The 24491-nt window shown below is 71.3% G+C and carries 22 protein-coding genes; 11 read left to right on the top strand and 11 right to left on the bottom strand.

Annotated features, from left to right (window positions below; translation table 11 throughout):
- Positions 1-301: 301 nt before the first annotated feature.
- From OG780_RS38475 to OG780_RS38465, 3 genes are all read left to right on the top strand, one after another.
- A complete protein-coding gene (locus OG780_RS38475; protein ID WP_326789681.1) occupies positions 302-886 on the top strand; it encodes an Rv1733c family protein in 585 nt (194 codons plus the stop codon).
- 349 nt (positions 887-1235) lie between these two features.
- Positions 1236-1700, top strand: a complete 465-nt coding sequence (locus OG780_RS38470; RefSeq protein ID WP_328456119.1) for a cyclic nucleotide-binding domain-containing protein — start codon at positions 1236-1238, stop codon at positions 1698-1700.
- A gap of 163 nt (positions 1701-1863) precedes the next feature.
- Positions 1864-2568, top strand: a complete 705-nt coding sequence (locus tag OG780_RS38465; RefSeq protein ID WP_328456117.1) for a response regulator transcription factor — start codon at positions 1864-1866, stop codon at positions 2566-2568.
- A gap of 56 nt (positions 2569-2624) precedes the next feature.
- Here the strand turns inward: OG780_RS38465 and OG780_RS38460 are convergent, their stop codons facing one another.
- Positions 2625-5009, bottom strand: a complete 2385-nt coding sequence (locus tag OG780_RS38460) for a glycoside hydrolase family 65 protein (protein WP_328456115.1) — start codon at positions 5007-5009, stop codon at positions 2625-2627.
- A gap of 136 nt (positions 5010-5145) precedes the next feature.
- The gene (locus OG780_RS38455) at positions 5146-7530 is read right to left on the bottom strand and encodes a phosphoketolase family protein (protein WP_328456113.1); all 2385 of its coding nucleotides are present in this window, start codon (positions 7528-7530) and stop codon (positions 5146-5148) included.
- A gap of 86 nt (positions 7531-7616) precedes the next feature.
- On the opposite strand from OG780_RS38455, the gene ppk2 reads away from it, so the two are divergent.
- A complete protein-coding gene (ppk2, locus tag OG780_RS38450) occupies positions 7617-8420 on the top strand; it encodes a polyphosphate kinase 2 (RefSeq protein ID WP_328456111.1) in 804 nt (267 codons plus the stop codon).
- Positions 8421-8425: 5 nt separating this feature from the next.
- Here the strand turns inward: ppk2 and OG780_RS38445 are convergent, their stop codons facing one another.
- The 6 genes from OG780_RS38445 to OG780_RS38420 all read right to left on the bottom strand — a co-directional run bounded on the left by OG780_RS38445 (position 8426) and on the right by OG780_RS38420 (position 14221).
- Positions 8426-9313, bottom strand: coding sequence for a universal stress protein (locus OG780_RS38445; RefSeq protein ID WP_328456109.1), 888 nt, complete (start codon positions 9311-9313; stop codon positions 8426-8428).
- Between the two features lie 5 nt (positions 9314-9318).
- Positions 9319-10341 carry a zinc-dependent alcohol dehydrogenase gene (locus OG780_RS38440; RefSeq protein ID WP_328456107.1) on the bottom strand — a complete coding sequence of 341 codons (1023 nt, stop codon included), beginning with the start codon at positions 10339-10341 and terminating at the stop codon, positions 9319-9321.
- Between the two features lie 63 nt (positions 10342-10404).
- Positions 10405-11310, bottom strand: a complete 906-nt coding sequence (locus OG780_RS38435) for a universal stress protein (RefSeq protein ID WP_328456105.1) — start codon at positions 11308-11310, stop codon at positions 10405-10407.
- 821 nt (positions 11311-12131) lie between these two features.
- Positions 12132-12971: an enoyl-CoA hydratase/isomerase family protein gene (locus OG780_RS38430; RefSeq protein WP_328456103.1), complete on the bottom strand. Its 840-nt coding sequence runs from the start codon at positions 12969-12971 to the stop codon at positions 12132-12134.
- A 307-nt stretch (positions 12972-13278) separates the two neighbouring features.
- Complete coding sequence (locus OG780_RS38425; protein WP_328456101.1) at positions 13279-13686, bottom strand: hypothetical protein; 408 nt, start codon at positions 13684-13686, stop codon at positions 13279-13281.
- An 88-nt stretch (positions 13687-13774) separates the two neighbouring features.
- Positions 13775-14221 (bottom strand): MarR family winged helix-turn-helix transcriptional regulator, encoded by a 447-nt coding sequence (locus OG780_RS38420; protein WP_328456099.1) that lies wholly within the window; start codon positions 14219-14221, stop codon positions 13775-13777.
- A gap of 78 nt (positions 14222-14299) precedes the next feature.
- On the opposite strand from OG780_RS38420, the gene OG780_RS38415 reads away from it, so the two are divergent.
- The 6 genes from OG780_RS38415 to urtE all read left to right on the top strand — a co-directional run bounded on the left by OG780_RS38415 (position 14300) and on the right by urtE (position 20476).
- Positions 14300-15412 (top strand): substrate-binding domain-containing protein, encoded by a 1113-nt coding sequence (locus OG780_RS38415; RefSeq protein ID WP_328456098.1) that lies wholly within the window; start codon positions 14300-14302, stop codon positions 15410-15412.
- A gap of 299 nt (positions 15413-15711) precedes the next feature.
- Positions 15712-16917, top strand: a complete 1206-nt coding sequence (gene urtA, locus OG780_RS38410; RefSeq protein WP_328456096.1) for an urea ABC transporter substrate-binding protein — start codon at positions 15712-15714, stop codon at positions 16915-16917.
- A gap of 61 nt (positions 16918-16978) precedes the next feature.
- Positions 16979-17875 (top strand): urea ABC transporter permease subunit UrtB, encoded by an 897-nt coding sequence (gene urtB, locus OG780_RS38405; protein WP_261707052.1) that lies wholly within the window; start codon positions 16979-16981, stop codon positions 17873-17875.
- Positions 17872-18984: an urea ABC transporter permease subunit UrtC gene (urtC, locus tag OG780_RS38400; RefSeq protein ID WP_443062260.1), complete on the top strand. Its 1113-nt coding sequence runs from the start codon at positions 17872-17874 to the stop codon at positions 18982-18984. The genes urtB and urtC overlap by 4 nt, the downstream gene beginning before the upstream one ends.
- Positions 18981-19784 (top strand): urea ABC transporter ATP-binding protein UrtD, encoded by an 804-nt coding sequence (urtD, locus tag OG780_RS38395; RefSeq protein ID WP_328456092.1) that lies wholly within the window; start codon positions 18981-18983, stop codon positions 19782-19784. The genes urtC and urtD overlap by 4 nt, the downstream gene beginning before the upstream one ends.
- Entirely contained in the window at positions 19784-20476 is a 693-nt protein-coding gene (urtE, locus tag OG780_RS38390) for an urea ABC transporter ATP-binding subunit UrtE (protein WP_326789664.1), read from the top strand. Before urtD ends, urtE begins: the two co-directional genes overlap by 1 nt.
- A gap of 63 nt (positions 20477-20539) precedes the next feature.
- Here urtE and OG780_RS38385 read toward each other — a convergent pair whose 3' ends face one another.
- Complete coding sequence (locus OG780_RS38385) at positions 20540-21739, bottom strand: RNA polymerase sigma factor (RefSeq protein ID WP_328456090.1); 1200 nt, start codon at positions 21737-21739, stop codon at positions 20540-20542.
- Positions 21736-22092 (bottom strand): YciI family protein, encoded by a 357-nt coding sequence (locus OG780_RS38380; protein ID WP_326789662.1) that lies wholly within the window; start codon positions 22090-22092, stop codon positions 21736-21738. Before OG780_RS38380 ends, OG780_RS38385 begins: the two co-directional genes overlap by 4 nt.
- 100 nt (positions 22093-22192) lie before the next feature.
- Between OG780_RS38380 and OG780_RS38375 the strand changes: the two genes are divergently transcribed.
- Positions 22193-23266, top strand: a complete 1074-nt coding sequence (locus OG780_RS38375) for an acyl-CoA dehydrogenase family protein (protein ID WP_328456087.1) — start codon at positions 22193-22195, stop codon at positions 23264-23266.
- On the opposite strand, the gene OG780_RS38370 is transcribed toward OG780_RS38375, so the two are convergent.
- Positions 23256-24398 (bottom strand): LLM class flavin-dependent oxidoreductase, encoded by a 1143-nt coding sequence (locus tag OG780_RS38370; RefSeq protein ID WP_328456085.1) that lies wholly within the window; start codon positions 24396-24398, stop codon positions 23256-23258. The two genes, OG780_RS38375 and OG780_RS38370, sit on opposite strands and share 11 nt — an antisense overlap.
- Positions 24399-24491: the final 93 nt, after the last annotated feature.

Genomic DNA, 24491 nt, shown 5'->3' with positions numbered 1-24491 from the left:
GAGGATCGGCCCGGGATTTTTCCGGCGCGGAGGTCACCGGACGGAAGGTCCCCGGTGCCGGCCCACGCGGTGCGCACGCCTCGCTCGGTGCCCCGCCGTTCATCGGCGCCCAAGGTGGAAATTTCCTTGTCAACGGCGCCTTCAGTACACGAGTCGATCTCGCGATACCCGCCCTGACCGGGGCAGATGCTTCGCGCAGGGGCCGCCTGGTCCCCGCCGCGGGACCGACCTGACTCTGCCACCGCTCGCGCGCGCCGCGATCCCCTTGCACTGTTGGGGTGTAACGAGGAGGTGCGGTGCCATGCGCGGAGCACAGGGTGCGAGGCAGTGGTGCTGGCGCTGGCGGAGGAATCCGCTGCGTCGCCGTGACGACGTCTTCGAGGCGTGGATCGTGCTGATCGTCTGGACGGTGATGGTGCTGGGCGGCACCCTCGCCGGCCTGGTGACCGCCCACGCCGCCGACGAGTCCTTCACGCGGCTGCGCCACGACCGGCACGCCATCCCGGCCATACTGGTCAGCGGCACGGAAAGGGCGGTACCCGCCGGAGAGGGCTCGTCCTTCGACCATGTCCGGGCGACGGTCCGCTGGACGACGCCGGACGGGTCGCCACACATCGGCAGCGCCCTGGTGGAATCCGGGCACAAGGCCGGATCGCACGTGGTGATCTGGACGGATCCGCAGGGCCGGCCCACCACGGCACCGCCCACCACGAGCGCCGCGGCCACCGAGTCCACCCTGCTGGGCGTCGCCGCCGCCGTGGCCCTGGGCGGCCTGGTCTTCGGCGTGGGCGGCCTCGTCCGGTGGCGGCTCGACCAGCGGCGCTATCGCCGGTGGGAGCGCGAGTGGGAACGGCTCGGACCGCAGTGGGGGCACAAGACGCCCTGACCCAGGTGCGTCCATCCCCCACGGTCGGGGCCACTGGTCCCCGGCAGGAGTCAACCGGCCTAAGCCGTAAGGGAATTCTGCGGTACGGGACTTCTGCGGTGCGGGACTTCACGCCTCCCGGACGGTGTTGCCGTCCGGGAGGCGTTCGGCGGCGACGGGGTCCGGGACGGTCAAGGCGTGGATGGCGCGCGGCACGGCACCGCGGAGACGGCAGTCTCCTTCCGTGGAAGCCTTCGGCCCGGGCCGGTGCCATGCGGCCCGTGAAGGGGGCCGGACGGCCCATGGCGGCGGGCGGACCGCGGGCGGAGATTGGAGGCGGAAGGGTCGGGCGCCAGGAAGAGGCAGGATCATGAGCACTTCCACCACATCCACCATGCTGCGGGCGCTGCCCGCCCACCAGCAGGAACGGCTGCTGCGCATGGCCCGCGAGGTGTCGTTCCCCGAGGGCACCCGGCTGTTCGAGGAAGGCCGTCACGCGGACCGGTTCTGGATCATCCGGACCGGGACGGTGTCCCTCGACATGCGGGTCCCGGGCCGCCGGGCGACCGTCATCGAGATCCTCGGTCACAACGAACTCGTCGGCTGGTCCTGGCTGTTCGCCCCGCACACCTGGCATCTGGGCGCCGAGGCGACGAGCCCGGTGCGCGCCTACGAGTTCGACGCCGAGGACGTCCGGGCACTGTGCCGCGAAGACCCCGAGCTGGGAATGGCCGTGGCCCAGTGGGCGGGCGAGATCGTCGGCCACCGGCTCCAGTCGGCCCGGACCCGGCTGCTCGACCTGTACGCCCCCTACGGCAGCGGCAGCGCGCGCTGACCACCGGCGTCGCGCGGATCGGTGAGCCTGCCGTCGACCTCGGCGGGGAAACCCGTGCAGACTCGAATGGGGCCGGTCGGCCCTAGTGCATCGGGGCCGGAAGCGCGACGATCGACCTGAGCGGGCTCACGGTCTGCTGTCCATTACTGAACAAGGGGTCGTCATGGCCGAGGCGCGTACGTTCTCCGAGCGGAACCCGATCAGGGTCTTCCTGCTGGACGACCACGAGGTGGTACGCCGCGGTCTCACGGACCTGCTGGACGCCGAGCCCGACATCTCGGTGGTCGGCGACGCGGGCAACGTGGAGCACGCCCTGGTGCGCGGCCCCGCGCTGCGCCCCGACGTGGCCGTTCTGGACGTACGCCTGCCGGACGGCGACGGCATCAGCGTCTGCCGGGAGCTGCGCAGCCAGATGCCCGAGCTGTCCTGCCTGATGCTGACGTCCTTCGACGACGAGGAAGCGCTGCTCGACGCGATCATGGCCGGGGCGGCGGGCTACGTACTGAAGCAGATCAAGGGGTCCGACCTGGTCTCGGCGGTCCGCACCGTCGCGTCCGGCCAGTCGATGCTGGACCCCACGACGACCGCCCGGCTGATGCGCAAGCTGCGCACGGACCCGGCCGAGGAACCGCCCCTCTCGCCCGAGCTCGCCGGCCTCTCGCCGCGCGAGCGGGACATCCTCGCGCTGATCGGGGACGGGCTCACCAACCGCGAGATCGGCAAGGAGCTCTATCTTTCCGAGAAGACGGTGAAGAACCACATCTCCCGGCTGCTGGCCAAGCTCGGCGTCCAGCGCCGCGTCCAGGCCGCGGTCCTGGCCAACCAGTTCGAACACCCGGAAACGGCCGGCCACCACTCCACGCGCTGAGCCCCGCTCCGGCCGGCCCCGGTCACTGTCCCCGGCCCCCGGACCCCGGACCCCGGTCATGGTCGCCATTCCGGCAGCGTGAGTGTGCAGGACTCACCCGGCGCCACCGTGACCGTGCGGTCCGCCAGGGTGATGTCGATCGGCGGCTCGTCCGACGCCGGCACGCTGACGCTCAGCCTCCCCCCACCCAGGTGCAGCTGCACACCACGGTGCCCCCGGTAGCGGATCGCGAGACCGTACTCGGACAGCTCCGGCAGCGGGACCGGATCGAACCGCAGCGCCCCGCCCCGGGTCTCGAGACCGGTCAGCCCGCGCTGGACGAGATCGAGGGTGCCGGCCATCGCGCCCAGGTGGATGCCCTCCCCCGTGGTGCCGCCCTGGAGGTCGGCGATGTCGCCCCGCAGAGCCTCGTGGATGTACGTCCAGGCCTCGGCGCGCCGGGCCCGGCCCAGCACCCAGCCGTGCACGAGACTGCTCAGCGTCGAACCGTGGCTCGTGCGGCTCAGGTAGTGGTCGACGGTGCGCCGCCAGAGGGTGTCGTCGACCTCGTGTCCGAGCCTGCGGAACAGAGCGCCGAGTTCGGCCGGCGCGAAGAGATAGCCCAGCATCAGCACGTCCGCCTGCTTCGAGGCCTGGTAGCGGTTGACGCTGTCGCCCTCGGCCTCCAGGATCCGGTCGAGCCGCCGGATGTCGCCGTACCGGTCCCGGTAGCCCTCCCAGTCGAGCTCTGCGAGGTCCCCGTACCCCTCGAACTGGCTGATGACCCCGGCGTGGAAGGGCACGTGCAGTCCGCTCGACACGTCGTGCCAGAGGTCGAGTTCGGCGGGGTCGAGGCCGGTCCGCTCCACCATGTCCCGACGCAGCAGCTCGGGCAGCTCGCCCAGCACGTCGAGAGTGCGGGCGAGCACCCAGGCGGCCGTCACGTTGGTGTACGTGTTGTCGTCGAGCCCGGGCCGGATGGCGTCCGGGTAGGCGTCGTGGTACTCGTCGGGGCCCACGACACCGCGGATCCGGTAGCGGCCGAGGGCGGCGTCGTACTCGGCGAAGCCGGCCCAGAAACGGGAGATCTGCACGAGCATCTCGATGCCCTTGGTGTGCAGGAACTCGGTGTCGCCGCTCGCCTCGCAGTACTGCCATACGTTGTACGCGATGGCCGATCCGACGTGGTGCTGGAGGTGCGAGTGATCGGCCAGCCAGCGCCCGGATCGCGGGTTCAGGTGCAGTTGCTGGGTCTCCTCCCGTCCGTCGCTGCCGCTCTGCCACGGGTACATCGCGCCGGTGCGGCCGGCGTCCTGTGCCGTCCGGCGGGCCCGCTCCAGACGGCGGTGGCGGTAGGTGAGCAGGGCGCGGGAGACCTCGGGGAAATGGAGGTTCAGGTACGGCAGCACGAACAGTTCGTCCCAGAACACGTGCCCCCGGTAGGCCTCGCCGTGCAGCCCGCGCGCCGGGACTCCGACGTCGAGCTCCGCGGTGTGCGGGGAGAGCGTCTGGAGCACGTGGAACAGGTGCAGACGCAGGATCGGTCCCACGCTGCCCTGCACGTCCAGTTCGGCGTTGCGCCACAGTGCCTGCCACGCGGTGCGGTGGGTGTCCAGCAGCCCCTCGAAGTCCGCGGCCCGCCCGACCCGGTCGACGGCCGCGTCCAGCGGGTCCTTGATCGCCGTGTCGTGGGAGGTGTGCAGGGCGACGGTCTTGTCCACGGTCACCGTCCGGCCGTCGGTCAGCGCGATCCTGAGCGACTGGGCGGCACGTCCCGGCGTGTGCGCGTCCGTGGTCTCGGCGGGGGCGTCCGTGACGGTCCGGGCGGCCATTCCGATACCGATCTCCGAGGCGGAGGTGCGGCAGCGCAGCCAGACCGTGTCGGGTTTCCCGGTACCGGCCCTGACATCCATCAGGTGACGGGAGGCGAGGGAGCGATAGCGCTCGACTCCGCTGTTGGTGACCGTCCCGTCGAGCGCCGACTCGATCTCGACGGGTCCGGACCAGCCCTCGGCCGTCACCTGCGTGCGCAGCAGGGCGAGGTGGGGATCGGCCATGTGGACCAGGCGAAGCTGCCGCACGGCGAGGCGCCGGCCCTCCTCGTCCTCGTAGCGCACGGTGCGGTCCAGGGTGCCCGCGACCAGGTCGAGGCTCAGCCGGTGGTCGAGCAGCCGGTGGGAGTCGGGGGTGAGCCAGGTCCCGGTTGCGGTCCGCACGCGCAGGGGCAGCCAGTTGGGGAGGTTGACCATGTCCTCGTTCTCGACCTGGTGCCCGGCCACCTGCGAGGTCAGACGGTTGTAGCAGCCCGCCGCGTACGTGCCCGGGTAGTGGACGGAGTCGGCGGAGCACTCCGGGGCCGCGCCCCGGGTCGCGAAGTACCCGTTGCCGAGGGTGCACAGCGATTCGCGCAGGCGTTCCTGCGCCGGGTGGTAGCCCTCGTAGTTCCAGGTGAGGTCGTCCATGCCTTCATCCTCCGGTACGGGCGGCCCGCCGGCCTCGCGGCACACGCGGGGCGACGGCGGGCCTGTCCCGTGAGCGTCGGCCGTGGACGCGTACGGTCCCGGGGTGACACCCCGCTCCGGCCGCGGGCTGGACCTCTCAGCCGGTCCAGGTCCAGTCCGCGACCTCGGGAAGGTCGGTGCCGTGTTCGCGGATCCAGATGCCGTGGCGGGAGCGGGCGTCGGCCATCTTCTGGCGCAGGGCGGCGGCGCGGACGCCGAGGCCGGGGACGCGGTCGATGACGTCCATGACCAGCCGGTAGCGGTCCATGTCGTTGCGGACGACCATGTCGAAGGGGGTCGTGGTGGTGCCCATCTCCTTGTAGCCGCGTACGTGGAGGTTCCCGTGGCCGGTGCGGCGGTAGGCGAGGCGGTGGATGAGCCAGGGGTAGCCGTGGTAGGCGAAGATCACCGGCTTGTCGGTGGTGAACAGTCCGTCGTACTCGAAGTCGCTCATCCCGTGCGGGTGTTCCTCGCCCGGCAGCAGCCGGGTCATGTCGACGACGTTGACGACGCGGACGGCGAGCTCGGGCAGATGGCGGCGCAGCAGGTCGGAGGCGGCCAGGATCTCCTGGGTGGGGACGTCGCCCGCGCAGGCGAGGACGACGTCGGGGTCCCGGGCGCCTTCGGCGGTTCCCGCCCAGTCCCAGATGCCGGCGCCGCGGGCGCAGTGGGCGCGGGCCTCGTCCATGGAGAGCCAGTCGAAGCAGGGCTGCTTGCCGGCGACGACGACGTTCACGTAGTCGCGGCTGCGCAGTACGTGATCCATCACGGACAGCAGGGTGTTGGCGTCCGGCGGGAGGTAGACGCGCACGACCTCGGGGCTCTTGTTGAGGACGTGGTCCACGAAGCCGGGGTCCTGGTGCGAGAAGCCGTTGTGGTCCTGGCGCCAGACATGTGAGGTGAGCAGGTAGTTGAGGGAGGCGATCGGGGCGCGCCAGGGCAGTTCGCGTGAGGTCCTCAGCCATTTGATGTGCTGGTTGACCATGGAGTCGACGATGTGCACGAAGGCCTCGTAGCAGGAGAACAGTCCGTGTCGGCCGGTGAGGGTGTAACCCTCCAGCCAGCCCTGGCAGAGGTGTTCGGAGAGGATCTCCATGACGCGGCCGTGCCGGTCCAGGTGTTCGTCCACGGGCAGGATCTGTGCCTGCCAGGCCTTGCCGCTGGCGCCGAAGACGGCGTCCAGGCGGTTGGAGGCCGTCTCGTCGGGGCCGACCAGCCGGAAGTCGCGGCGCTCCGAGGTCTTGCTCATGACGTGTTCGAGGAGACCGCCGAGGACCCGGGTCGGCTCGTGCACGGTGGCTCCGGGTTTGTCCACGGGGACGGCGAAGCGCTCCAGGGGCGGGAGCGGGAGATCGCGCAGGAGGAGGCCGCCGTTGGCGTGCGGGGTGGCGCCCAGGCGCCGGGAGCCCTCGGGCACGCAGGCCAGTACGTCGGCGACCGGCCGTCCCTGGGCGTCGAAGAGTTCCTCGGGGCGGTAGGAACGCAGCCAGGTCTCCAACTGCCGCAGGTGTTCCGGGTTTTCACGGACCCCGGCGAGGGGCACCTGATGGGCGCGCCAGGTTCCTTCGACGGGCTCGCCGTCGACCTCGGCGGGGCCGGTCCAGCCCTTGGGGGTGCGCAGTACGACCATGGGCCAGCGGGCCCGCTCGGCGATGCCTTCCTCGCGGGCCGTGCGCTGGAGGAGGGCGATCCGGTCCAGGGCCCGGTCGAAGGCGGCGGCCATGGCGCGGTGCACCTGGGCGGGGTCGTCGCCGGTGACATGGATCGGTTCGTGGCCGTATCCGCGCAGCAGTTCGTCGAGTTCGGCCTCCGGGAGCCGGGAGAGCACGGTCGGGTTGGCGATCTTGTAGCCGTTGAGGTGCAGGACGGGCAGGACGGCACCGTCGTGGACCGGGTCGAGGAACTTGTTGGAGTGCCAGGACGCGGCGAGCGGTCCCGTCTCCGCCTCGCCGTCACCGATCACGCAGGCGACGAGCAGCCCGGGGTTGTCGAAGGCCGCTCCGTAGGCGTGGGCGAGGGAGTAGCCGAGTTCGCCTCCCTCGTGGATGGAGCCGGGCGTCTCGGGGGCGACGTGGCTGGGCACTCCGCCGGGGAAGGAGAACTGCCGGAACAACCTCTCCATGCCCTCGCGGTCCCGGGGCACGGAGGGGTACGTCTGGCTGTACGTGCCCTCCAGCCAGGAGTTCGCCAGCACGGCCGGGCCGCCGTGCCCGGGGCCCCATACGCACAGCGCGTCCAGACCGCGTGCCTTCACGACGCGGTTGAGGTGGGTGTGGACCAGGTTGAGGCCGGGCGAGGTGCCCCAGTGGCCGAGCAGGCGGGGCTTGATGTGCGCGGGAGTCAGGCGCTCGGTGAGCAGCGGGTTGGACATCAGATAGATCTGGCCCACGGCAAGGTAGTTGGCGGCCCGCCAGTGGGCGTCCAGAGTGCGCAGTTCGCCGTCGGTCAGTACGGTGCTGTCCTGGTGTTCGGCCTTGGGCATGGAGACTCCGTTGGTCATCGGGGTACGTCGACAAGGCGGGGCGTCGCAGCGCTTCACAGGAGGCGTCATCGGGCGGAGGAGGCGGCATGGCCGAGGAGAAGACGGCGAGGGTGCCGCGTGAGGCGTACGAGCGGGAGCTGCTGCGTCTGCAGACGGAGCTGGTGAAGCTCCAGGAGTGGGTGCGGACCGAGGGCGCCCGTGTGGTGGTGGTCTTCGAGGGCCGGGACGCGGCGGGCAAGGGCGGCACGATCAAGCGGGTGGCTGAGCATCTGAACCCGCGTGTCGCGCGGATCGCGGCGCTGCCGACGCCCACCGAGCGGGAGCGCACCCAGTGGTACTTCCAGCGGTACGTGGAACATCTGCCGGCCGCCGGGGAGATCGTGCTGTTCGACCGGAGCTGGTACAACCGCGCCGGGGTCGAGCACGTCATGGGCTTCTGCACGAAGGAGGAGCACCAGCTCTTCCTCCGGCAGTGCCCGATCTTCGAGCGGATGCTGGTGGAGGCCGGTGTGCTGCTGCGCAAGTACTGGTTCTCGGTGAGCGACGCGGAGCAGCAGAAGCGGTTCCGGCGCCGGCTGAAGGACCCGACGCGGCGCTGGAAGCTGTCGCCCATGGATCTGGAGTCGATCACCCGCTGGGAGGCCTACTCCCGGGCGAAGGACGAGATGCTGGTGCACACGGACATCATCGAGGCGCCGTGGTTCGTGGTCGAGAGCGACGACAAGCGCCGCGCCAGGCTGAACATGATCGCCCATCTGCTGTCCACCGTCCCGTATCGCGAGGTGCCGCCGCCGGTTCTGGAGCTGCCCGACCGGCCGCCGTCGACGGGTTACGTCCGCCCGCCGCGCGATCTGCAGACGTTCGTCCCCGACCACGCGGCGAGCCTTTAGGGCGCTCATACCCGTTGGGGTACGACGGCCACGGGGCAGGCCGCGTGGTGCAGGGCGGTGTGGGCGACCCTGCCCAGTTGCATCCCGATGTGGCCGTGGCTGTCCTGCCGCCGGACCCCGACGACGAGCAGATCGGCCTCGGTGGAGGCGTCCAGCAGCACGTTGCGGGCGGTCCCCTCGACGGTGCGCCGGTGCACGTCCACGGCCGGATGATCCGCCGCGGCGCCGCTCAGCGCCTTGTCCAGGATCTCCACCGCCTGCTGTTCGTGCGCCCGGGCGGGCTCGCCCGCCATCAGCGGGTGATCGGTGCTCTCGTGGGCGGGGCACCGCCAGGCCCGTACGGCCTCCAGCGGAACCCCGCGTTCCGACGCCTCCCGGAAGGCGAAGCGGGTGGGGGCCGGGCCGTGCGAGGGATCCCCGACCCCGAGGACGACGCGCCGGTACCGGCCGGCTCCGCCCCGGTTGTCGTGGCTGCCGCGCAGCACGATCACCGGGCAGTGGGCGCGAGCGGCGACCGTGAGGCTCACCGACCCGAGGAGCCTCTCGGCGACACCGCCGCGGCCCCGCGACCCGAGCACCAGCGCGGTGGCGTTCAAGCCCTCCCTGAGCAGCGCGCTCACCGCGTCGTCGGGCACCACCTCGGTGGTGACCCGCACGGCGGCGTCGCGACGCCGGGCGCGCCGGGCGGCGGCCTCCACGACCCTGTCGGCCATGATCTGCTCGGCGGACCTGCCCAGCCCCTCGGCTAGGGCGGCGCCTTCGTAGCGTTCCCAGAGCGAGGCGTACACCAGACGCAGCGGCAGACCGCGCAGGGCGGCCTCGTCCGTGGCCCAGTCCACGGCGCGCATTCCGGGCTCGGACCCGTCGACACCGACGACGAGGGGCAGGTCCACGACGGTCAGCTCCCTTCGCCGAAGTCGAAGACGATCCGGGCCTGGATCCGGCCGTGCAGCACCTCGTCGATGGACTCGTTGACGGAGGCGAGGGGCCGGGACTCGCGGATGACCCTGGTCCGGCCCGCGGCGTGCAGTTCGAAGACCTCGGCGAGGTCCTGCCGGGTGCCGACGATGGAGCCGATCACGGAGGTGCCGTTGAGCACGGTCTCGAAGATCGGGACCGGGATCGTGCCGTGCGCCGGCATCGCGACCATGACGAGTTTTCCGCCGCGCCGCAGTCCCTTGTACACCGCGGAGAAGGCGTCCTCGTTCACCGCGAGCGCCAGCGCGGCGTGCGCTCCGCCGTGGCGCCCGAGGACCTCGCCGGGGTCCTCCTTACGGGCGTCGATCACGATGTCGGCGCCGAGTTCCGAGGCCAGTTCGAGTTTCTCGTCGGTGACGTCGATCGCCGCCACGGTCGCACCGGCGATCTTCGCGTACTGCAGGGCCAGGTGGCCGAGTCCGCCCACGCCGGAGATGGCGACGAGCTGGCTGGGCCTGACGTCGGCGACTTTCAGGGCCTTGTACGTGGTCACACCGGCGCAGGTGAGCGGGGCCGCGTCGAGCGGGGAGATCCCCTCGGGCACCGGCTGGGCGAAGTCGGCCCAGGCGAGCATCTTCTCGGCGTAGCCGCCGTCGCACCCGTAACCAGTGTTGATCTGCTGCTCGCACAGCGTCTCCCAGCCGGAGAGACAGTGTTCGCAGCGTCCGCAGGCCTTGCCGAGCCAGGGCACGGCGACCCGCTGTCCCACGGTGAGATGGGTGACACCGTCACCCAGCGCCTCGACGAGGCCTACACCCTCGTGTCCGGGGACGAACGGCGGGCTCGGCTTGACCGGCCAGTCGCCGTTGGCGGCGTGGATGTCGGTGTGACAGAGCCCGGAGGCCTCCACCCGGACGCGGACCTGGCCGGGGCCGGGCTCGGGGTCCGGCCGCTCCTCGATCACCAGCGGCTCACCGAACGCTCGTACGACTGCTGCTTTCATGGGATGCCTCTCCTTGCAGGATCGGACCGCGACCAGTACGCGGCCGAGAGCGGCCCGTGGTGATCAGGGGTGCGGGACGACGGCGACGGGGGCGGTGGAGTGGTGCAGCACGGCGTGCGTGACGGGCCCGACGTGGGCGCCGAGCGCGGCGCGGCGGACCCGGCGGCCCACCACGACGAGCGAGGCCTCCCTGGAGGCGTCGACGAGGTGGTTGGCCGGCTTCCCGGACAGGGAGTCCTCGATGATCTCCACGGCCGGGAACTTCTCGCGCCAGGGCCGCAGCGCTTCCGTCATGGCAGCGGCGTCCTCGGCGGCCAGCCGGGCGTTCATCTTGATGTCGGGGGGCAGCCCGTACGCGATGTAGGGCGGCTCGTTCCAGGAGTGCACGACCCGCAGCGCCGTGGCGCGCAGCAGGGCCGCCTCGAAGGCGAAGCCGATCAGCGCGTCGTCCGGGGCGCCGGTGTCCAGCCCGAGCACGACGGGGCGGAAGGGCGCGAGGGCGGACGGGACGCCCGTCGGATCCGTCAGGTGCTCGTCCGCGGCCTGTTCACCGGCGCGTACGTACACGACGGGACGCCCGGCGTGCGCCGCGACGGCCAGGCCGACCGAGCCGACCATGAAACCGCCGACGCCGCTGAGCCCACGGGTGCCGAGGACGAGGAGTTCGGCGTCGTCCGCGGCCTTGAGCAGTACCTCGGCGGGCCGGCCGGTGAGCTGCTCCGCGGTGACGCCGACTCCCGGGTGGCGCTCCCGTAGCCCTTCGGCTGCTTCGCGCGGGATCCGTTCGCTCCAGTGCTGGTGGGTCTCGGCGCCGAGCAGTGGTGCCTGGGCCATGGGGTCCGGGGCCGGTTCCCATACGTTGACCAGCCTGACCGGCAGGGCGCGCAGCCGCGCCTCACGGGTGGCCCATTCGGCGGCGGTGAGGCTCTCGGGAGAACCGTCGAGGCCTACGGTGACAGTGCGGGGCATGATGTCCACCTCCTGAATCGGGCCCGGTCCGGGTCCGATTCCAGGGTCGTGTCGAAACGGTCGGGCGGGGCAGGGGCCGCTGGTCCCCGGTGGGGGCCGTTCGGCCCAAGCCGGGGCACCGCGCCGCGCGGGAGGACGGAACCCTCTCGGGAGCCCGCCTCCCGCCCGGGGCCGGCGCGGTCGGCGACCGTGCGCCTGACCGACAGCTCGGCCGGGAGCCCACCGACACCCGGGGGTGTGCCGCCCGCGGAGACGGCGCGAGGGCGAGGACGAGGGCGATCAGGAGAGCCGTGTGGACGAGGTGGTGGTCGGCGAACGGATCGACCGCCGTACTCTCCGTGAGCCGTCGGCCGGGTACTGGGCGGGCCCCGCTCGGCGACCCGCATCAGCCCCACCATCACCGTGCCCGCAACCGCGCAGATCCGCAGCACGAATCCGCCGATCAGGGCGAGGCCCATGCCGAGCGGCCCGGCCGTGAAGGGCCGGCGGACCCAGGTGTCACCGGCCCGGGGGCGGCGGGTCCACCCCATCGATCCGGCGGGGACACCGTCGGACCGGAAACCCTTGGCGGGCGAGCCTTCGTCGCTCCGGCTCATTCCGAACGGGTGCGTGGCCGCAGCCGGCTGTCGGCCGTTTCAGCCCTCGGCCGTGCCGGGGCCCGTCTGGCGCAGGCAGCGCTCCAGGCGCCGCAGGAATCCGTCGAAGGACTCGTCCGCGGGCCAGGTCTCGTACGCCGTGAGGGTGGCGGCCACCGCGATGTTCAGCTGCAGGGTTGCGGTGAGCTCGTCGGACCCCGCCGTCCTGCAGACGGCGGCCCTTCATCAGTCGGCGGCCTTCAATCGGCCCAGTGCTTCTCCGAGATCGAGTTCGGTGGCACCACGGGTCTGGAAGCCCTGCGCGAACAGTTCAGCCGTGCGCTGCCGCACCTTCTCGCCTCGGACGAGTTGCTGGAACAGCGCGGCGTCCGCGCGTACTTCGGCAGGACTCGGCAGGCTCACGGCGTTGATGGCCGCCTTGGCCGCGATCAGCGCATCGCGGGGGAAACCGCTGATGCGCGCGGCGACACCGGCGACGAACGCGTCCAGTTCGGCGTCGGGGACCGCCCGATTGACCCATCCATAGCGTTCGGCGAGGTCGGCGTCGAAGTCCGACGACGTCAGCACGACTTCGAGTGCGCGGCCCCGGCCCATCAGCCGGGTGAGGTGCTGGATCGCGCCCGCGCCGGGCGGTGCTCCGATTCCCACTTCGGGCTGGCCCAGGACGGCGTTCTCCCGGGAGGCGAAGCGCATGTCGCAGGCGAGGAGGAACTCGCTGCCCGCTCCCCGGGCACGGCCGCGCAGCTTGGCGATGGTGACGGCCGGCAGCCGGCTCAGCTTGCGAAACAGCATGCCCAGGGAGGCGTCGCCGGGGCCTCCGGCCTTCGCGGCCTCGGCGGTGTACTCCGGGACTTTCGTCATGTCGACGTGCGGCAGGAAGAAGTCGGGGTCCGCACTGTCGAAGATCACCACCTTGGGGGCGGCCGGGTGTGACACCTCCTCGAGCATCGCGACCAGGTCCCGCACGACCTCGGCGCCGATGAGGTTCATCGGCGGCGCGCTGAACGTGGCGGACAGGACTGTGCCGTCCAGCCTGGTCTTGATCGTCTCGTACGAGGTGGTCATCCCGGTCCTCCTGTCATCGCTCGGCCCGTGCTTCTCGTGGACGCGGTGCAGGGTGATGTCGTGAGGTCCGGCGGAGGCGACGGCCTGGAACGGGGGTGGCATCCCGGGCCGAGGCTCATCGCACCGCGCCCGGTCCCTCAAGGCTTGGCCGTGAGCCTTTCACCCGGTTTTTGCCATGCTATGACGCTCCTCGCTCGTGGGCGCCCCGGAGACCGCGACTCGGGCGTCAGTGCCGTACGACCCCGCCCGCGTGGACGACGCGCCCGGCAGCGCGGAGGCGATGAAGCTGTCGAACTCGTCGGATCCGTCAAAGGCGACGCGCCGGCCGAGCGCGCGGGTTCGACCAATCCGTGCCGGTTCCGGCCCCGTGCAGCATCCGGGCCACCAGCAGGGCGCCTCCGGTCGCCGCCCCTACCGCTCCCGCGGCCAGGAAACCGCGGGAGGAACGCCAGGACAGTACCGACCACCGCGACTGCGCGGAGAACAACGATCCTGTACTCAGCCACGAACCGGTCGAGATCAGTGACAGGGCGGAACCGATCGAGCCGACCGACAGGGCGCTGCCGATCGAGCCGACCGACAAGGCCGAACCGACGGACCCCACGGACAGCACCGATCCCACGGAGCCGATCGACAGCACGGAGTCCTGTGACCACAACGACAGCACCGAACCAGAGGACGTACGAGGGACCGACCGTACGGACAGCTTTGTCATGAGGCCATCTTGCCCCGCGCCGCTCCGCCTCGGGCGGTTGTCGGCGGATGACGCGGGTCTCGGGTGAGGGACCTTCCGGCATCCGGCTTCAGAACGTGGACCGCTCGCCCGCCGCGCCGAGCGTGTCGGTCAGCTGTCCCAGCAGCGAGCGCAGCAGTTCGTCGTCCCCGTCGTTCAGCACCGGCCAGCGTGCGCGGACCTCGCGGTCCAGGCGCCGCCAGTACGTCCGGCCGCGCGGGGTGAGGTGGGCGAGGATGCGGCGCCGGTCGTGCGGGTCGACGCGGCGGTAGAGGAGGTTCTGGTCCACGAGGTGGTCGACGAGTCTGGTGAGCGTGGCCGGCGGGAGGAAGACCGCCTCGGCGATCGCGGTCATGGGGTGGCCCGCGCCGTCGGAGAGCAGCGCGAGGACCCGCCAGGCGTCGAGGGAACAGCCGTCCTCGTCCAGGACGGACTGGAGCCGCCGTGCTGCCAGGCGCTCCGCCCGCGTCAGCAGCTGCATCAGATCCTGGGGCTGACGCGGCGATGGGGTCGGCATCCTGCTCCTCGCTCCCGGGGGGTGTACATGGTACGAGACGGATTGGAGTTCACCGGGAGGACCCGGAATCATGACGCCATGTTCCGGCCCGATGCACCCGTGCCCGACTGGTTCACGGCAGACGACTCCGTTTTCGGCGTGGCCCTGGTCCTTCCCCTGCAGGGATCGGCGGGCATCTTCGGGCCCACCTGCGAACTGTGCGCACAGCTGGCGGCGGAGGAGGTCAACCGCGCGGGCGGAGTGCTCGGCAGGGAGCTGCGACTGCTGCCCGTGGACGGGGGTGGCACACCACGCGAAGTCGCGGACCATGTCGAGGCGTTGGTGGACCTGGGGGCCGTGCAGGGGGTCACGGGCTGGCACATCTCCTCGGTGCGCCAGGCCCTCGCCCCGAGAATCGCGCATCGGGTTCCCTACGTCTACACCGCCCTGTACGAAGGCGGTGAGCACACCGCCGGGGTGTTCCTCACGAGCGAGACACCCCGTGACCAACTACGCCCGGCCATGGGCCTGCTGGCGCACGAGCGCGGGCTGCGCCGCTGGTTCGTGGTGGGCAACGACTATGTGTGGCCGCGCCGTACGGCCCGAGCCGCTCACGTGTACGCGCGCGAGTGCGGCGGCAGCATCCAGGGAGAGGTGTATCTGCCGCTGGGCACCCATGACTTCGGTGCGGTGCTGCGCCGGATCGAACGCACGGAGGCGGACGGCGTCATCATGCTGCTGGTCGGCAGTGACGCGGTGCGCTTCAACCGGGCGTTCGCCGCGGCCGGCCTCGACGCCCGGTGCCTCCGGCTGAGCACCCTGATGGACGAGAACATGCTGATGGCCAGCGGTCCTTCGGCCACGGTGGATCTCTACAGCACGGCCGGGTTCTTCGCTTCCCTCGCCGGCCGGGACACCCTCGACTTCCACGGACTGTACGCAGGGCGATACGGGATCGAGGCGCCGGCCCTCGGCAGCTTCGGCGAATCCTGTTACGAGGGCGTGCTGTTGCTCGCCGCGCTCATCGGCCGGGCCGGGACCCTCGACGTGTCGGCGATCGGGGCGGCGGCCGAGACCGTGTCCTACGAGGGGCCACGGGGGCTGCTCCATCTGCGCGGCGGTCATGTGCGCCAACGCATCTACCTGGCACGGGCCGAGGGGCTGGACTTCGACGTGGTCGCCGAGCTCGACCTTCACGAACCCGGCCCTTGACACCGGCTCGTCGGCGCCAAGATACTTCCCGCAGGAAGTAATCAGAATGCCTCGGGCGTGTCATGAATTCGGATGCCGAATTCCGCCCCGGGCATTTTTTTGTTGCCCCGCCGAGCGCCCCCGAACGCATCATGAGAGCGGGAAGATACGGCCGGGAAAGTACCGCGAAACACCTTGGAAACAGGGCGACTTGAGGCTGTGGACCGCACTTCAGGAGGTTGTCTCCTCCACAGCCCGAGGGGGTTCTATTGTCCAGCGGTTCCCGAATTCTCCGACGCCGGATCGCAGCCGGTGCCGCCGTGCTCGCGACCGTCGTCGCACTCTCCGCGTGCGGCGCCAAGACCGACGCGGGCGGTACGTCCGACAAGGCCGCGAAGGCGGACGTGAGCGGCGACACCGTCAAGGTGGGCCTGCTCAACTCGCTGTCGGGCACGATGGCGATCAGCGAGGTGACCGTACGCGACTCCCTGAAACTGGCCATCGGCGAGATCAACGCCTCGGGCGGAGTGCTCGGCAAGCAGATCGAGCCGATCAGCGAGGACGGCGCCTCCGACTGGCCGACGTTCGCCGAGAAGGCGAGCAAGCTGATCAGGGAGGACCGGGTCGCGGCCACCTTCGGCTGCTGGACCTCCGCGAGCCGCAAGGCCGTCAAGCCTGTCTTCGAGAAGAACAAGTCGCTGCTCTTCTACCCCGTGCAGTACGAGGGACTTGAGCAGTCCCCCTACATCTTCTACACCGGTGCCACCACCAACCAGCAGATCGTCCCCGGCCTCGACTATCTCAAGTCCCAGGGCAGGAAGCGGATCTACCTGGTTGGCAGCGACTACGTCTTCCCGCGCACCGCCAACAAGGAGATCAAGGCGTACGCGAAGGCCAACGGCATGACGGTCCTCGGCGAGGACTACGCGCCGCTCGGCTCCACCGAGTTCAGCACGATCGCCAACAAGGTGAAGGCCTCGAAGGCGGACGCGGTCTTCAACACCCTCAACGGCGACTCGAACGTGGCCTTCTTCAAGGAGTACAAGTCCGCCGGACTCACCGCCAAGAGCATGCCGGTGGTCTCGGTGTCGATCGCCGAGGAGGAGGTCAAGTCGATCGGGGCGCAGTACCTGGCGGGCCAGCTGACGGCCTGGAACTACTACCAGACCACCCCGGGGGCCGCGAACACCAAGTTCGTGAAGGCCTACAAGGCCAAGTACGGCCAGGACAAGCCGACCAGTGACCCGATGGAGGCCGCGTACACCTCGGTCTACCTGTGGAAGGCGATGGTCGAGAAGGCGAAGTCCTTCGACCCCGAGAAGGTCAAGGCTGCGTCCGACGGCATCACCTTCGACGCACCGGAGGGCAAGGTCACCGTGGACGGCGCGACCCAGCACATCTACAAGACCGCCCGCATCGGCAGGATCGGCTCCGACGGGCTGATCAAGCAGGTCTGGGACTCCGGCAAGCCGATCAAGCCGGATCCCTACCTGAAGGGTTACGACTGGGCCTCCGGCCTCTCCTGACCACCCGTCGCGCGGGGCCTGTGCGCACAGGCCCCGCGTCCCGACTCCCCGGAGCCGCCGTATGACCGTGATCCTCGGGCAGTTGTTCACCGGCGTCAGCATCGGTGCCGTCCTGCTCCTCATCGCGCTCGGCCTCTCGCTCACCTTCGGCCAGATGAATGTCATCAACATGGCCCACGGCGAGTTCATCATGGCCGGCGCCTACACCACGTACGTACTGCAGAAGTCCATTTCCGGCGCAGGAATTTCACTGATCGTCGCGCTGCCCGTCGCATTTCTTGTGTCGGGGGCGCTCGGCGCGCTGCTGGAATGGCTGCTGATCCGCCGCCTTTACCTCCGCCCCCTCGACACCCTTCTTGTCACGTGGGGTGTCTCGCTGATGCTTCAGCAACTCGCCCGTGACATTTTCGGCGCGCCGAATGTGCAGACCCGCGCACCCGATGTCCTCACCGGGCACATCACGGTCATCGGCGGCGACGACCCGCTCACCTTCGCCAACAGCCGGCTGTTCATCCTCGGACTGGCGGTCACGGCCGTCGTGGCACTGTCCCTCACACTGCGGCTGACCCCGCTCGGGCGGCGCATCCGCGCGGTGGTGCAGAACCGGGACCTGGCGGAGGTGTCCGGCATCTCCACCGGGCGCGTGGACCGCACCGCCTTCTTCATCGGCTCCGGGCTCGCCGGGGTCGCCGGGGTCGCGCTGACCCTGGTCGGCCCGATCGGGCCGACGATGGGCACCAACGTCATCATCGACGCCTTCCTGGTCATCGTGGTCGGCGGCATCGGGCAGCTCAAGGGCAGCGTGATCGTCGCCTTCGTGCTGGGCGCGCTGCAGTCGGTCCTGGAGTACTCGACCACCGTCAGTGTCGCGAAGGTACTGGTCCTCGTGGCCATCGTCGCGTTCCTCCAGTGGCGGCCGCAGGGCCTGTACACGCTGCGCACGAGGAGCCTGGTATGACCACCACCACTCCCCTCGCCCCGAAGGCGGGACAACTGCCGGGCGGCCGACGCAGGTTCACGGCGGCTCGGCCCGCGGCCGGATTCGTTGCCGCCGCCCTCATGCTCTTCGCCGTCGCCCCGCTCGCGTTGTCCGACTTCCGGCTCGGGCTGCTCGCCAAGTATCTGTGCACGGCCATGGTCGCGGTCGGCATCTGTCTGGCGTGGGGGCGCGGCGGCCTGCTGACACTCGGCCAAGGGGTGTTCTTCGGACTGGGCGGCTACGCCATGGCCATGCACCTGAAGATCGCGGACGCCGGCCCCGGCAACCTGCCCGACTTCATGCAGCTGTACGGGACCGCCACCGAACTCCCCTGGTGGTGGCGGCCGTTCGCGAATCCGGTGTTCGCGATCTCCGCGACCTTCCTGCTGCCGATGGCCGTCGCCGCGATCCTCGGTTCCTTCATCTTCCGGCGCCGGGTCAAGGGCGCCTACTTCGCGATTCTCAGCCAGGCCCTCGCCGCGGCCTTCGCGATCTGGCTGGTCGGCCAGCAGGCCACGACGGGCGGCACCAACGGACTGACCGACATCCAGGGCTTCTTCGGCTACGACCTGAACGACCCGGTCAACCAGCGGATGGTGTACTTCGTCATCGCCGCGGTGCTGCTCCTGCTGATCGCGCTCGCCCGTCAGCTGATGCGCAGCCGCTACGGCGAACTCCTCGTCGCCGTGCGGGATTCCGAGGAACGGGTGCGATTCCTCGGCTACGACCCCGCGAACGTCAAGCTCGTGGCGTACGTCGCCGCGGCGGGCATGGCGGGACTGGCGGGTGCGTTGTTCGTGCCCGCCGTCGGCATCATCTCCCCCGCGCTGGTCGGCATCGTGCCGTCCATCGAACTCGTCATCGGCGCCGCGGTCGGCGGCCGGGCGAGCCTGACGGGCGCGGTGCTCGGCGCGATCGGCGTCGCCTGGGCCAGGACGGCCCTGTCGGAGGAGTTCCCCGCGGCCTGGACGTACTTCCAGGGGCTGCTGTTCATCGTCGCCCTGGCGTTCCTGCCGGGCGGACTCGCCTCGCTGGCCGGGATCGTGCGGCGCCGGGCGAACCGAGGAATCGCTGGAGACACGGCATGACGGAGTTTACGGACAGTGCACCCGCGGGGCTCGAGATTCGGGGACTGCGGGTGACCTTCGACGGCTTCACCGCCGTCGACGGGGTGGACCTCGATGTACGGCCGGGGGATCTTCGTTTCCTGATCGGGCCGAACGGCGCGGGCAAGACGACACTGGTCGACGCGGTCACCGGACTGGTGCGGGCGACAGGATCGGTGCGTTTCGGGGGTGCCGACATCCTCGGCAGGAGCGTGCACCGGATCGCCCGCTCGGGGATCGGCCGCACCTTCCAGACGGCCGCCGTCTTCGAGGAGTTGACGGTCCTTCAGAATCTGGACATCGCGGCGGGCGCCGGGCGGGGCGCGCTGACGATGCTGCGCCGCCGCAAGGGCGTGCCCGAGTCCGTGGCGCGCGCCCTGGAGACGGTGGGCCTGACCGGCCGCGCCGACAGCCCGGCCGGCACGCTCGCGCACGGACAGAAGCAGTGGCTGGAGATCGGCATGCTGCTGGTGCAGGACGTCCGGCTGCTGCTGCTCGACGAGCCGGTCGCGGGCATGAGCCACGACGAACGACAGGCCACCGGCGAGCTGTTGGAGCGCATCAGCCGGGAGCGGACCGTCGTCGTGATCGAGCACGACATGGACTTCATGCGCTCCTTCGCGCGCAGCGTCAGTGTGCTGCACGCGGGCCGGGTGCTCAGCGAGGGGACGGTGGCCGAGGTGCAGGCCGACCCGAAGGTGCAGCAGGTGTATCTCGGGCACGCGGCCGCCGAGGACACCACGGCGGCCGTTCCCGGACCGACCGCCGTTCAGGAGGCGTGATGCTGGAGATCGACACCGTCCACGTCGGGTACCACCGCAGTCTCGTCCTGCACGGTGTCTCCGTCGAGGTGCCGAGGGACGGGGTGGCGGCGGTGCTCGGGCACAACGGCGCGGGCAAGAGCACCCTGCTGCGGGCCGCCGTCGGACTGCTCGGCCCGCGGAGCGGATCGGTCCGCCTGGACGGCGAGGACATCACCCGGCTGAGGCCTCATGAGCGGGTGGCGCGCGGCATGGCGTACGTGCCGCAGGGCCAGCAGGCCTTCCCGCACCTCACGACCGCCGAGAATCTCCAGCTGGTCGCGGACGGGCGACGCCGCGGCAGGGAGGCTATCGCCGAGGCACTGGACCTGTTCCCGGCGCTGCGCGCCCTGTCGGGCCGCCGTGCGGGGCTGCTCTCCGGGGGGCAGCGCCAGCAACTGTCCATCGCACGGGCCCTGGTGACGGAGCCTCGGGTTCTTCTCCTGGACGAGCCGACCGAGGGCATCCAGCCCTCGGTGGTCGCCGAGATCGAGGAGACGGTTCTCGCGCTGGCCGCCCGGGGCGGTCTGTCGGTGCTCCTGGTCGAGCAGCATGTCGGCTTCGCGATGCGGGCCGCGCAGCGCTACTACGTCCTGGAGGCGGGCCGGGTCACCTCGTCGGGCGAGGGCGGCCGGGACGCCGAGCGGGTGGTGCGGGAGGCGCTCAGCGTGTGACCGCGGGTGGAGTCCGCCGGGCACCCTGATGATCGGCCGGGACGGGGCGCGCGGCCTCGGCCGTCAGCGCCCCGCGAGGGATGCCCGGGTCCGTTCGAGGTGGGCGCGTTCCGGCGCGCTCCCGGACAGCGTGATGGCGGCGTCGTACGCCCGCAGTGCCTCGGCGTCGCGTCCGAGCCGGCGCAGCAGGTCCGCCCGTACGGCGTGGAAGGCGTGGTATCCGTCGAGGTCGAGCTGGTCGACGAGGGCGAGGGCGGGCCCCGGTCCCTCGGTCTCGGCCACGGCGACGGCGCGGTTGAGGGCCACGACCGGGCTGGGGGCGAGCCGCATGAGCTGGTCGTACAGCTGGAGGATCTGCCCCCAGTCCGTGGCGGCGGCGGTCGGGGCGTCGCTGTGGACGGCGTTGACCGCGGCCTGGATCTGGTAGGGCCCCGGCCGGTCGCGGCGCAGACAGCGGCGTACGAGAGCCTGGCCCTCGGTGATCAGGTCCCGGTCCCAGCGGGTGCGGTCCTGTTCGGCGAGGAGGACCAGGTCACCGCCGGCCGTCGCGCGGGCCGGCCGGCGGGCCTCGACGAGCAGCATCAGCGCGAGCAGGCCGAGTGCCTCGGGCTCGTCGGGCATGAGCTCGACGAGGAGACGTCCGAGGCGCAGGGCCTCGGCACAGAGGTCCTCGCGGCCCCCGTACCCCTCGTTGAAGACGAGGTAGACGACGGCCAGTACACCTCTGACGCGGTCCGGCAGGTCCGCGTCGCGCGGCACGCGGTAGGGGATGCCCGCGTCGCGGATCTTGGCCTTGGCGCGGACGATCCGCTGGGCCATGGTGGGTTCGGGGACGAGGAAGGCACGCGCGATCTGCGCGGTGCTCAGGCCGCCGAGGAGCCGTAGCGTCAGGGCGACCTGGGCCTGGGGCGCGAGCGCGGGGTGGCAGCAGGTGAAGATCAGACGGAGCCGTTCGTCGCGCACGGGGCCCTCCTCCGCGGGGTCGTCCGGGGCGTGCAGCCGGGCCGCCTCGGCGTGCCGGGCCGCGCGGGTGGACTCGCGGCGCAGCCGGTCGACGGCGCGGTTGCGGGCGGTCGTGATGATCCAGCCGGCCGGGCTCGGCGGGATTCCGGTCCCCGGCCACTTCGCCACGGCCGTGGTGAACGCGTCCTGGACCGCTTCCTCGGCGAGGTCGATGTCGCCCAGGAAGCGGATCAGGACGGCGACCGCCCGGCCGTACTCGGCTCGGAAGACGGCCTCGATGTCACCGGCTCCGACAGTCATCGGTCCTCGGACTCGTGGGTGAACGGCCGCACCTCGATCGGGAGCGTCGTCGCCAGGGTCGCCTTGCGTCCCCAGGCGAGCGCCGCGTCGAGATCGGGCGCCTTGATCAGACAGATCCCGCCCAGATACTCCTTGCTCTCCGCGTACGGCCCGTCGGTGACCAGGACGTCACCGTCCCGGGCGCGCAGCACGGTGGCCGTCTCCGGCCCGTGCAGTCCGCCGGCGAACACCCAGGCGCCGGCCTCGCGCAGTTCGGTGTTGAACACGTCCAGGTTGTGCATGATCTCTTCCAGGACCTCGGGCGCGGGCGGCTCGCCCTGCGGCTGCATCACGCTCAGCAGGTAGTACTTCATGATGTTCCTCCTCGGTGGTCCCACTCGGCGTCTTTGTGACTACACGAACGAAGGGGCGCCGGATCGACACACGCCACGACGACAGCGGGAGATTCCTTCGATGACCGTCCCATCGCATCCGCTCGTCGCCGCGGCCCGGGAACTGGCGGCCGGGGTCCTGGCGCCCCTGGCGGAGGACGTGGACCGGGACGGCATGCCCGCGAGCAGCGTCGAGGCCGTCAAGCGGTCGGGGCTGCTCGGGATCGCCGCTCCGGTCGAGGACGGCGGGTCGGCGGCGCCGGCCGCGGTGGTCCGCACGACCGCGGAGATCCTGGCCGGGGCGTGCTGCTCGACCTGGTTCGTGCAGGCCCAGCACCACACGCCGGTGGCGACCCTGGCGAGGAGCGGCCTTCCGGTACGCGAACGGCTGCTGGGTCCGCTCGCGCGCGGGGAGCTGCTGTCCGGTGTCGCGTACGCCCAGTTGCGCGCGTACCCGCGGGTCCCGGTACGGGTCACGCGCGAGCGCGGCGGGTGGCGCTTCGACGGGACGGTCCCCTGGTACACCGGCTGGGGGCTGAACGACGTCATGCTGCTGGCCGGGGTGACGGAGGACGACGAGGCGCTGTTCGCGTTCACGCAGGCGCGCGAGCAGCCGGGGCTGCGCCCGTCCCCGCCGATGCGGCTCGCAGCGCTCACCGCGTCCCGGACCGTCTCGCTGGAGCTGGACGGGCTGTGGCTGCCCGACGACGCGGTGGCGCTGCGCACCCCGTACGAGTCCTGGGCGGTCACGGACCGCCCCAAGAACACCAATGCCTCGCCGGCCGTCTTCGGGGTCACGGCGACGGCGATCGGCCTGCTGGAGGACGATCCCTCGGCGAAGGGGACGGCGGACACACTGCGGGCGCGTCTCGACGAGGTCAGACGGCAGGCGTACGAACTCGCCGACCACCCGGTGCCGACCGAGCGGATCGAGGAGCGGCTGGAGTGCAAGACCCGGGCGTACGACGTGATGCGGGCGGCCACCACGGCGGCGGTCGTGGCCGGCGGCGGGCGGGCGATGGACCTGCGCAGCCCGGCCCAACGGCTCGCGCGCGAGGGGATGTTCCTGCTGGTGCAGGGGCAGACGGCCCAGGTGCGCGCGGCGCACCTGGGGTCGCTGGGTTCCCTCGGCGGACTCGGTCCGCTCAGCCGGTGAAGGGCACCTGGGCGACCGGGGCCGGCGGGGCCGCGAACGGGTGCCGCCACAGGCCCCGTTCGGCGAGCCGGGGCAGGACGCCCTCGCCGAACCAGTAGGCCTCCTCCAGGTGCGGGTAGCCGGAGAGCACGAACTCGTCGATGCCGAGGGCGTGGTACTCCTCGATCCGGTCGGCGACCTCCTCGTGGCTGCCGACCAGCGCGGTGCCCGCTCCGCCGCGCACCAGGCCGATGCCGGCCCACAGGTTGGGGTGGATCTCCAGTCCGTCCCGGCCGCCGCCGTGCAGCGCGAGCATCCGTTGCTGGCCCTGCGACTCGCTGCGGGCGAGGCCCTCCTGCACGGACCGTACGGTCGCCGGGTCGAAGCCGTCGAGGAGCCGGTGCGCCTCGGCCCAGGCCTGCTCGGAGGTGTCGCGGGTGATGACGTGCAGTCGGATGCCGAACCGGAGGGTCCGCCCTTCCTTCTCCGCGAGCCCGCGGATCCAGGCGATCTTCTCGGCGACCTGGGCGGGTGGTTCGCCCCAGGTGAGGTAGACGTCCGCGTGGCGGGCGGCGACCTCGCCGGCGATCGGCGAGGAGCCGCCGAAGTAGATCTCGGGGACCGGGTCGGGGACCCGGGCGAGCCGGGCGTCCTCGACCCGCAGGTGCTCGCCGGCCAGGTCGACGGTCTTGCCGTCCCACAGGTCCCGGACGATCCGCAGGAATTCGCCTGTACGGCGGTAGCGGGCGTCCTTGTCGAGGAAGTCGCCGTAGGCGCGCTGCTCGTGGCTCTCGCCGCCGGTCACCACGTTGAGGAGCAGTCGTCCGCCGGTCCGGCGCTGGAAGGTGGAGGCCATCTGCGCGGCGAGTGTGGGCGACACGAAGCCGGGCCGGAAGGCGACGAGGAACTTCAGCCGCTCCGTGTGCTGACTGACCATCGCGGTCGTCAGCCACGCGTCCTCGCACCAGGCGCCCGTCGGGGTGAGGGCGCCGACGAATCCCAGGTCCTCGGCGGCACGGGCGATCTGGCTCAGATAGGCGACCGTCGGTGGCCGGTCCCGTGAGGTCACGGTGGCGGGCGTGCCGTGACCGCCGCCGACGACATCGCGGCTGTCGCCGTTGGTGGGCAGGAACCAGTGGAAGGTGAGGGACACGGCGGCGTTCTCCGATCGTGGGGACCTGATGGGCGAGGGGGCCGTCGGCTGCGGCCGGTGCCGTGCCTGCTGCGGCTTCAGTGCCCCGGCAGG

Source organism: Streptomyces sp. NBC_00386, from assembly GCF_036063235.1.
GTDB lineage: Bacteria > Actinomycetota > Actinomycetes > Streptomycetales > Streptomycetaceae > Streptomyces.
The sequence above is the reverse complement of the archived record's forward strand: the minus strand, read 5'-3'. Positions and strand labels throughout refer to the sequence as shown.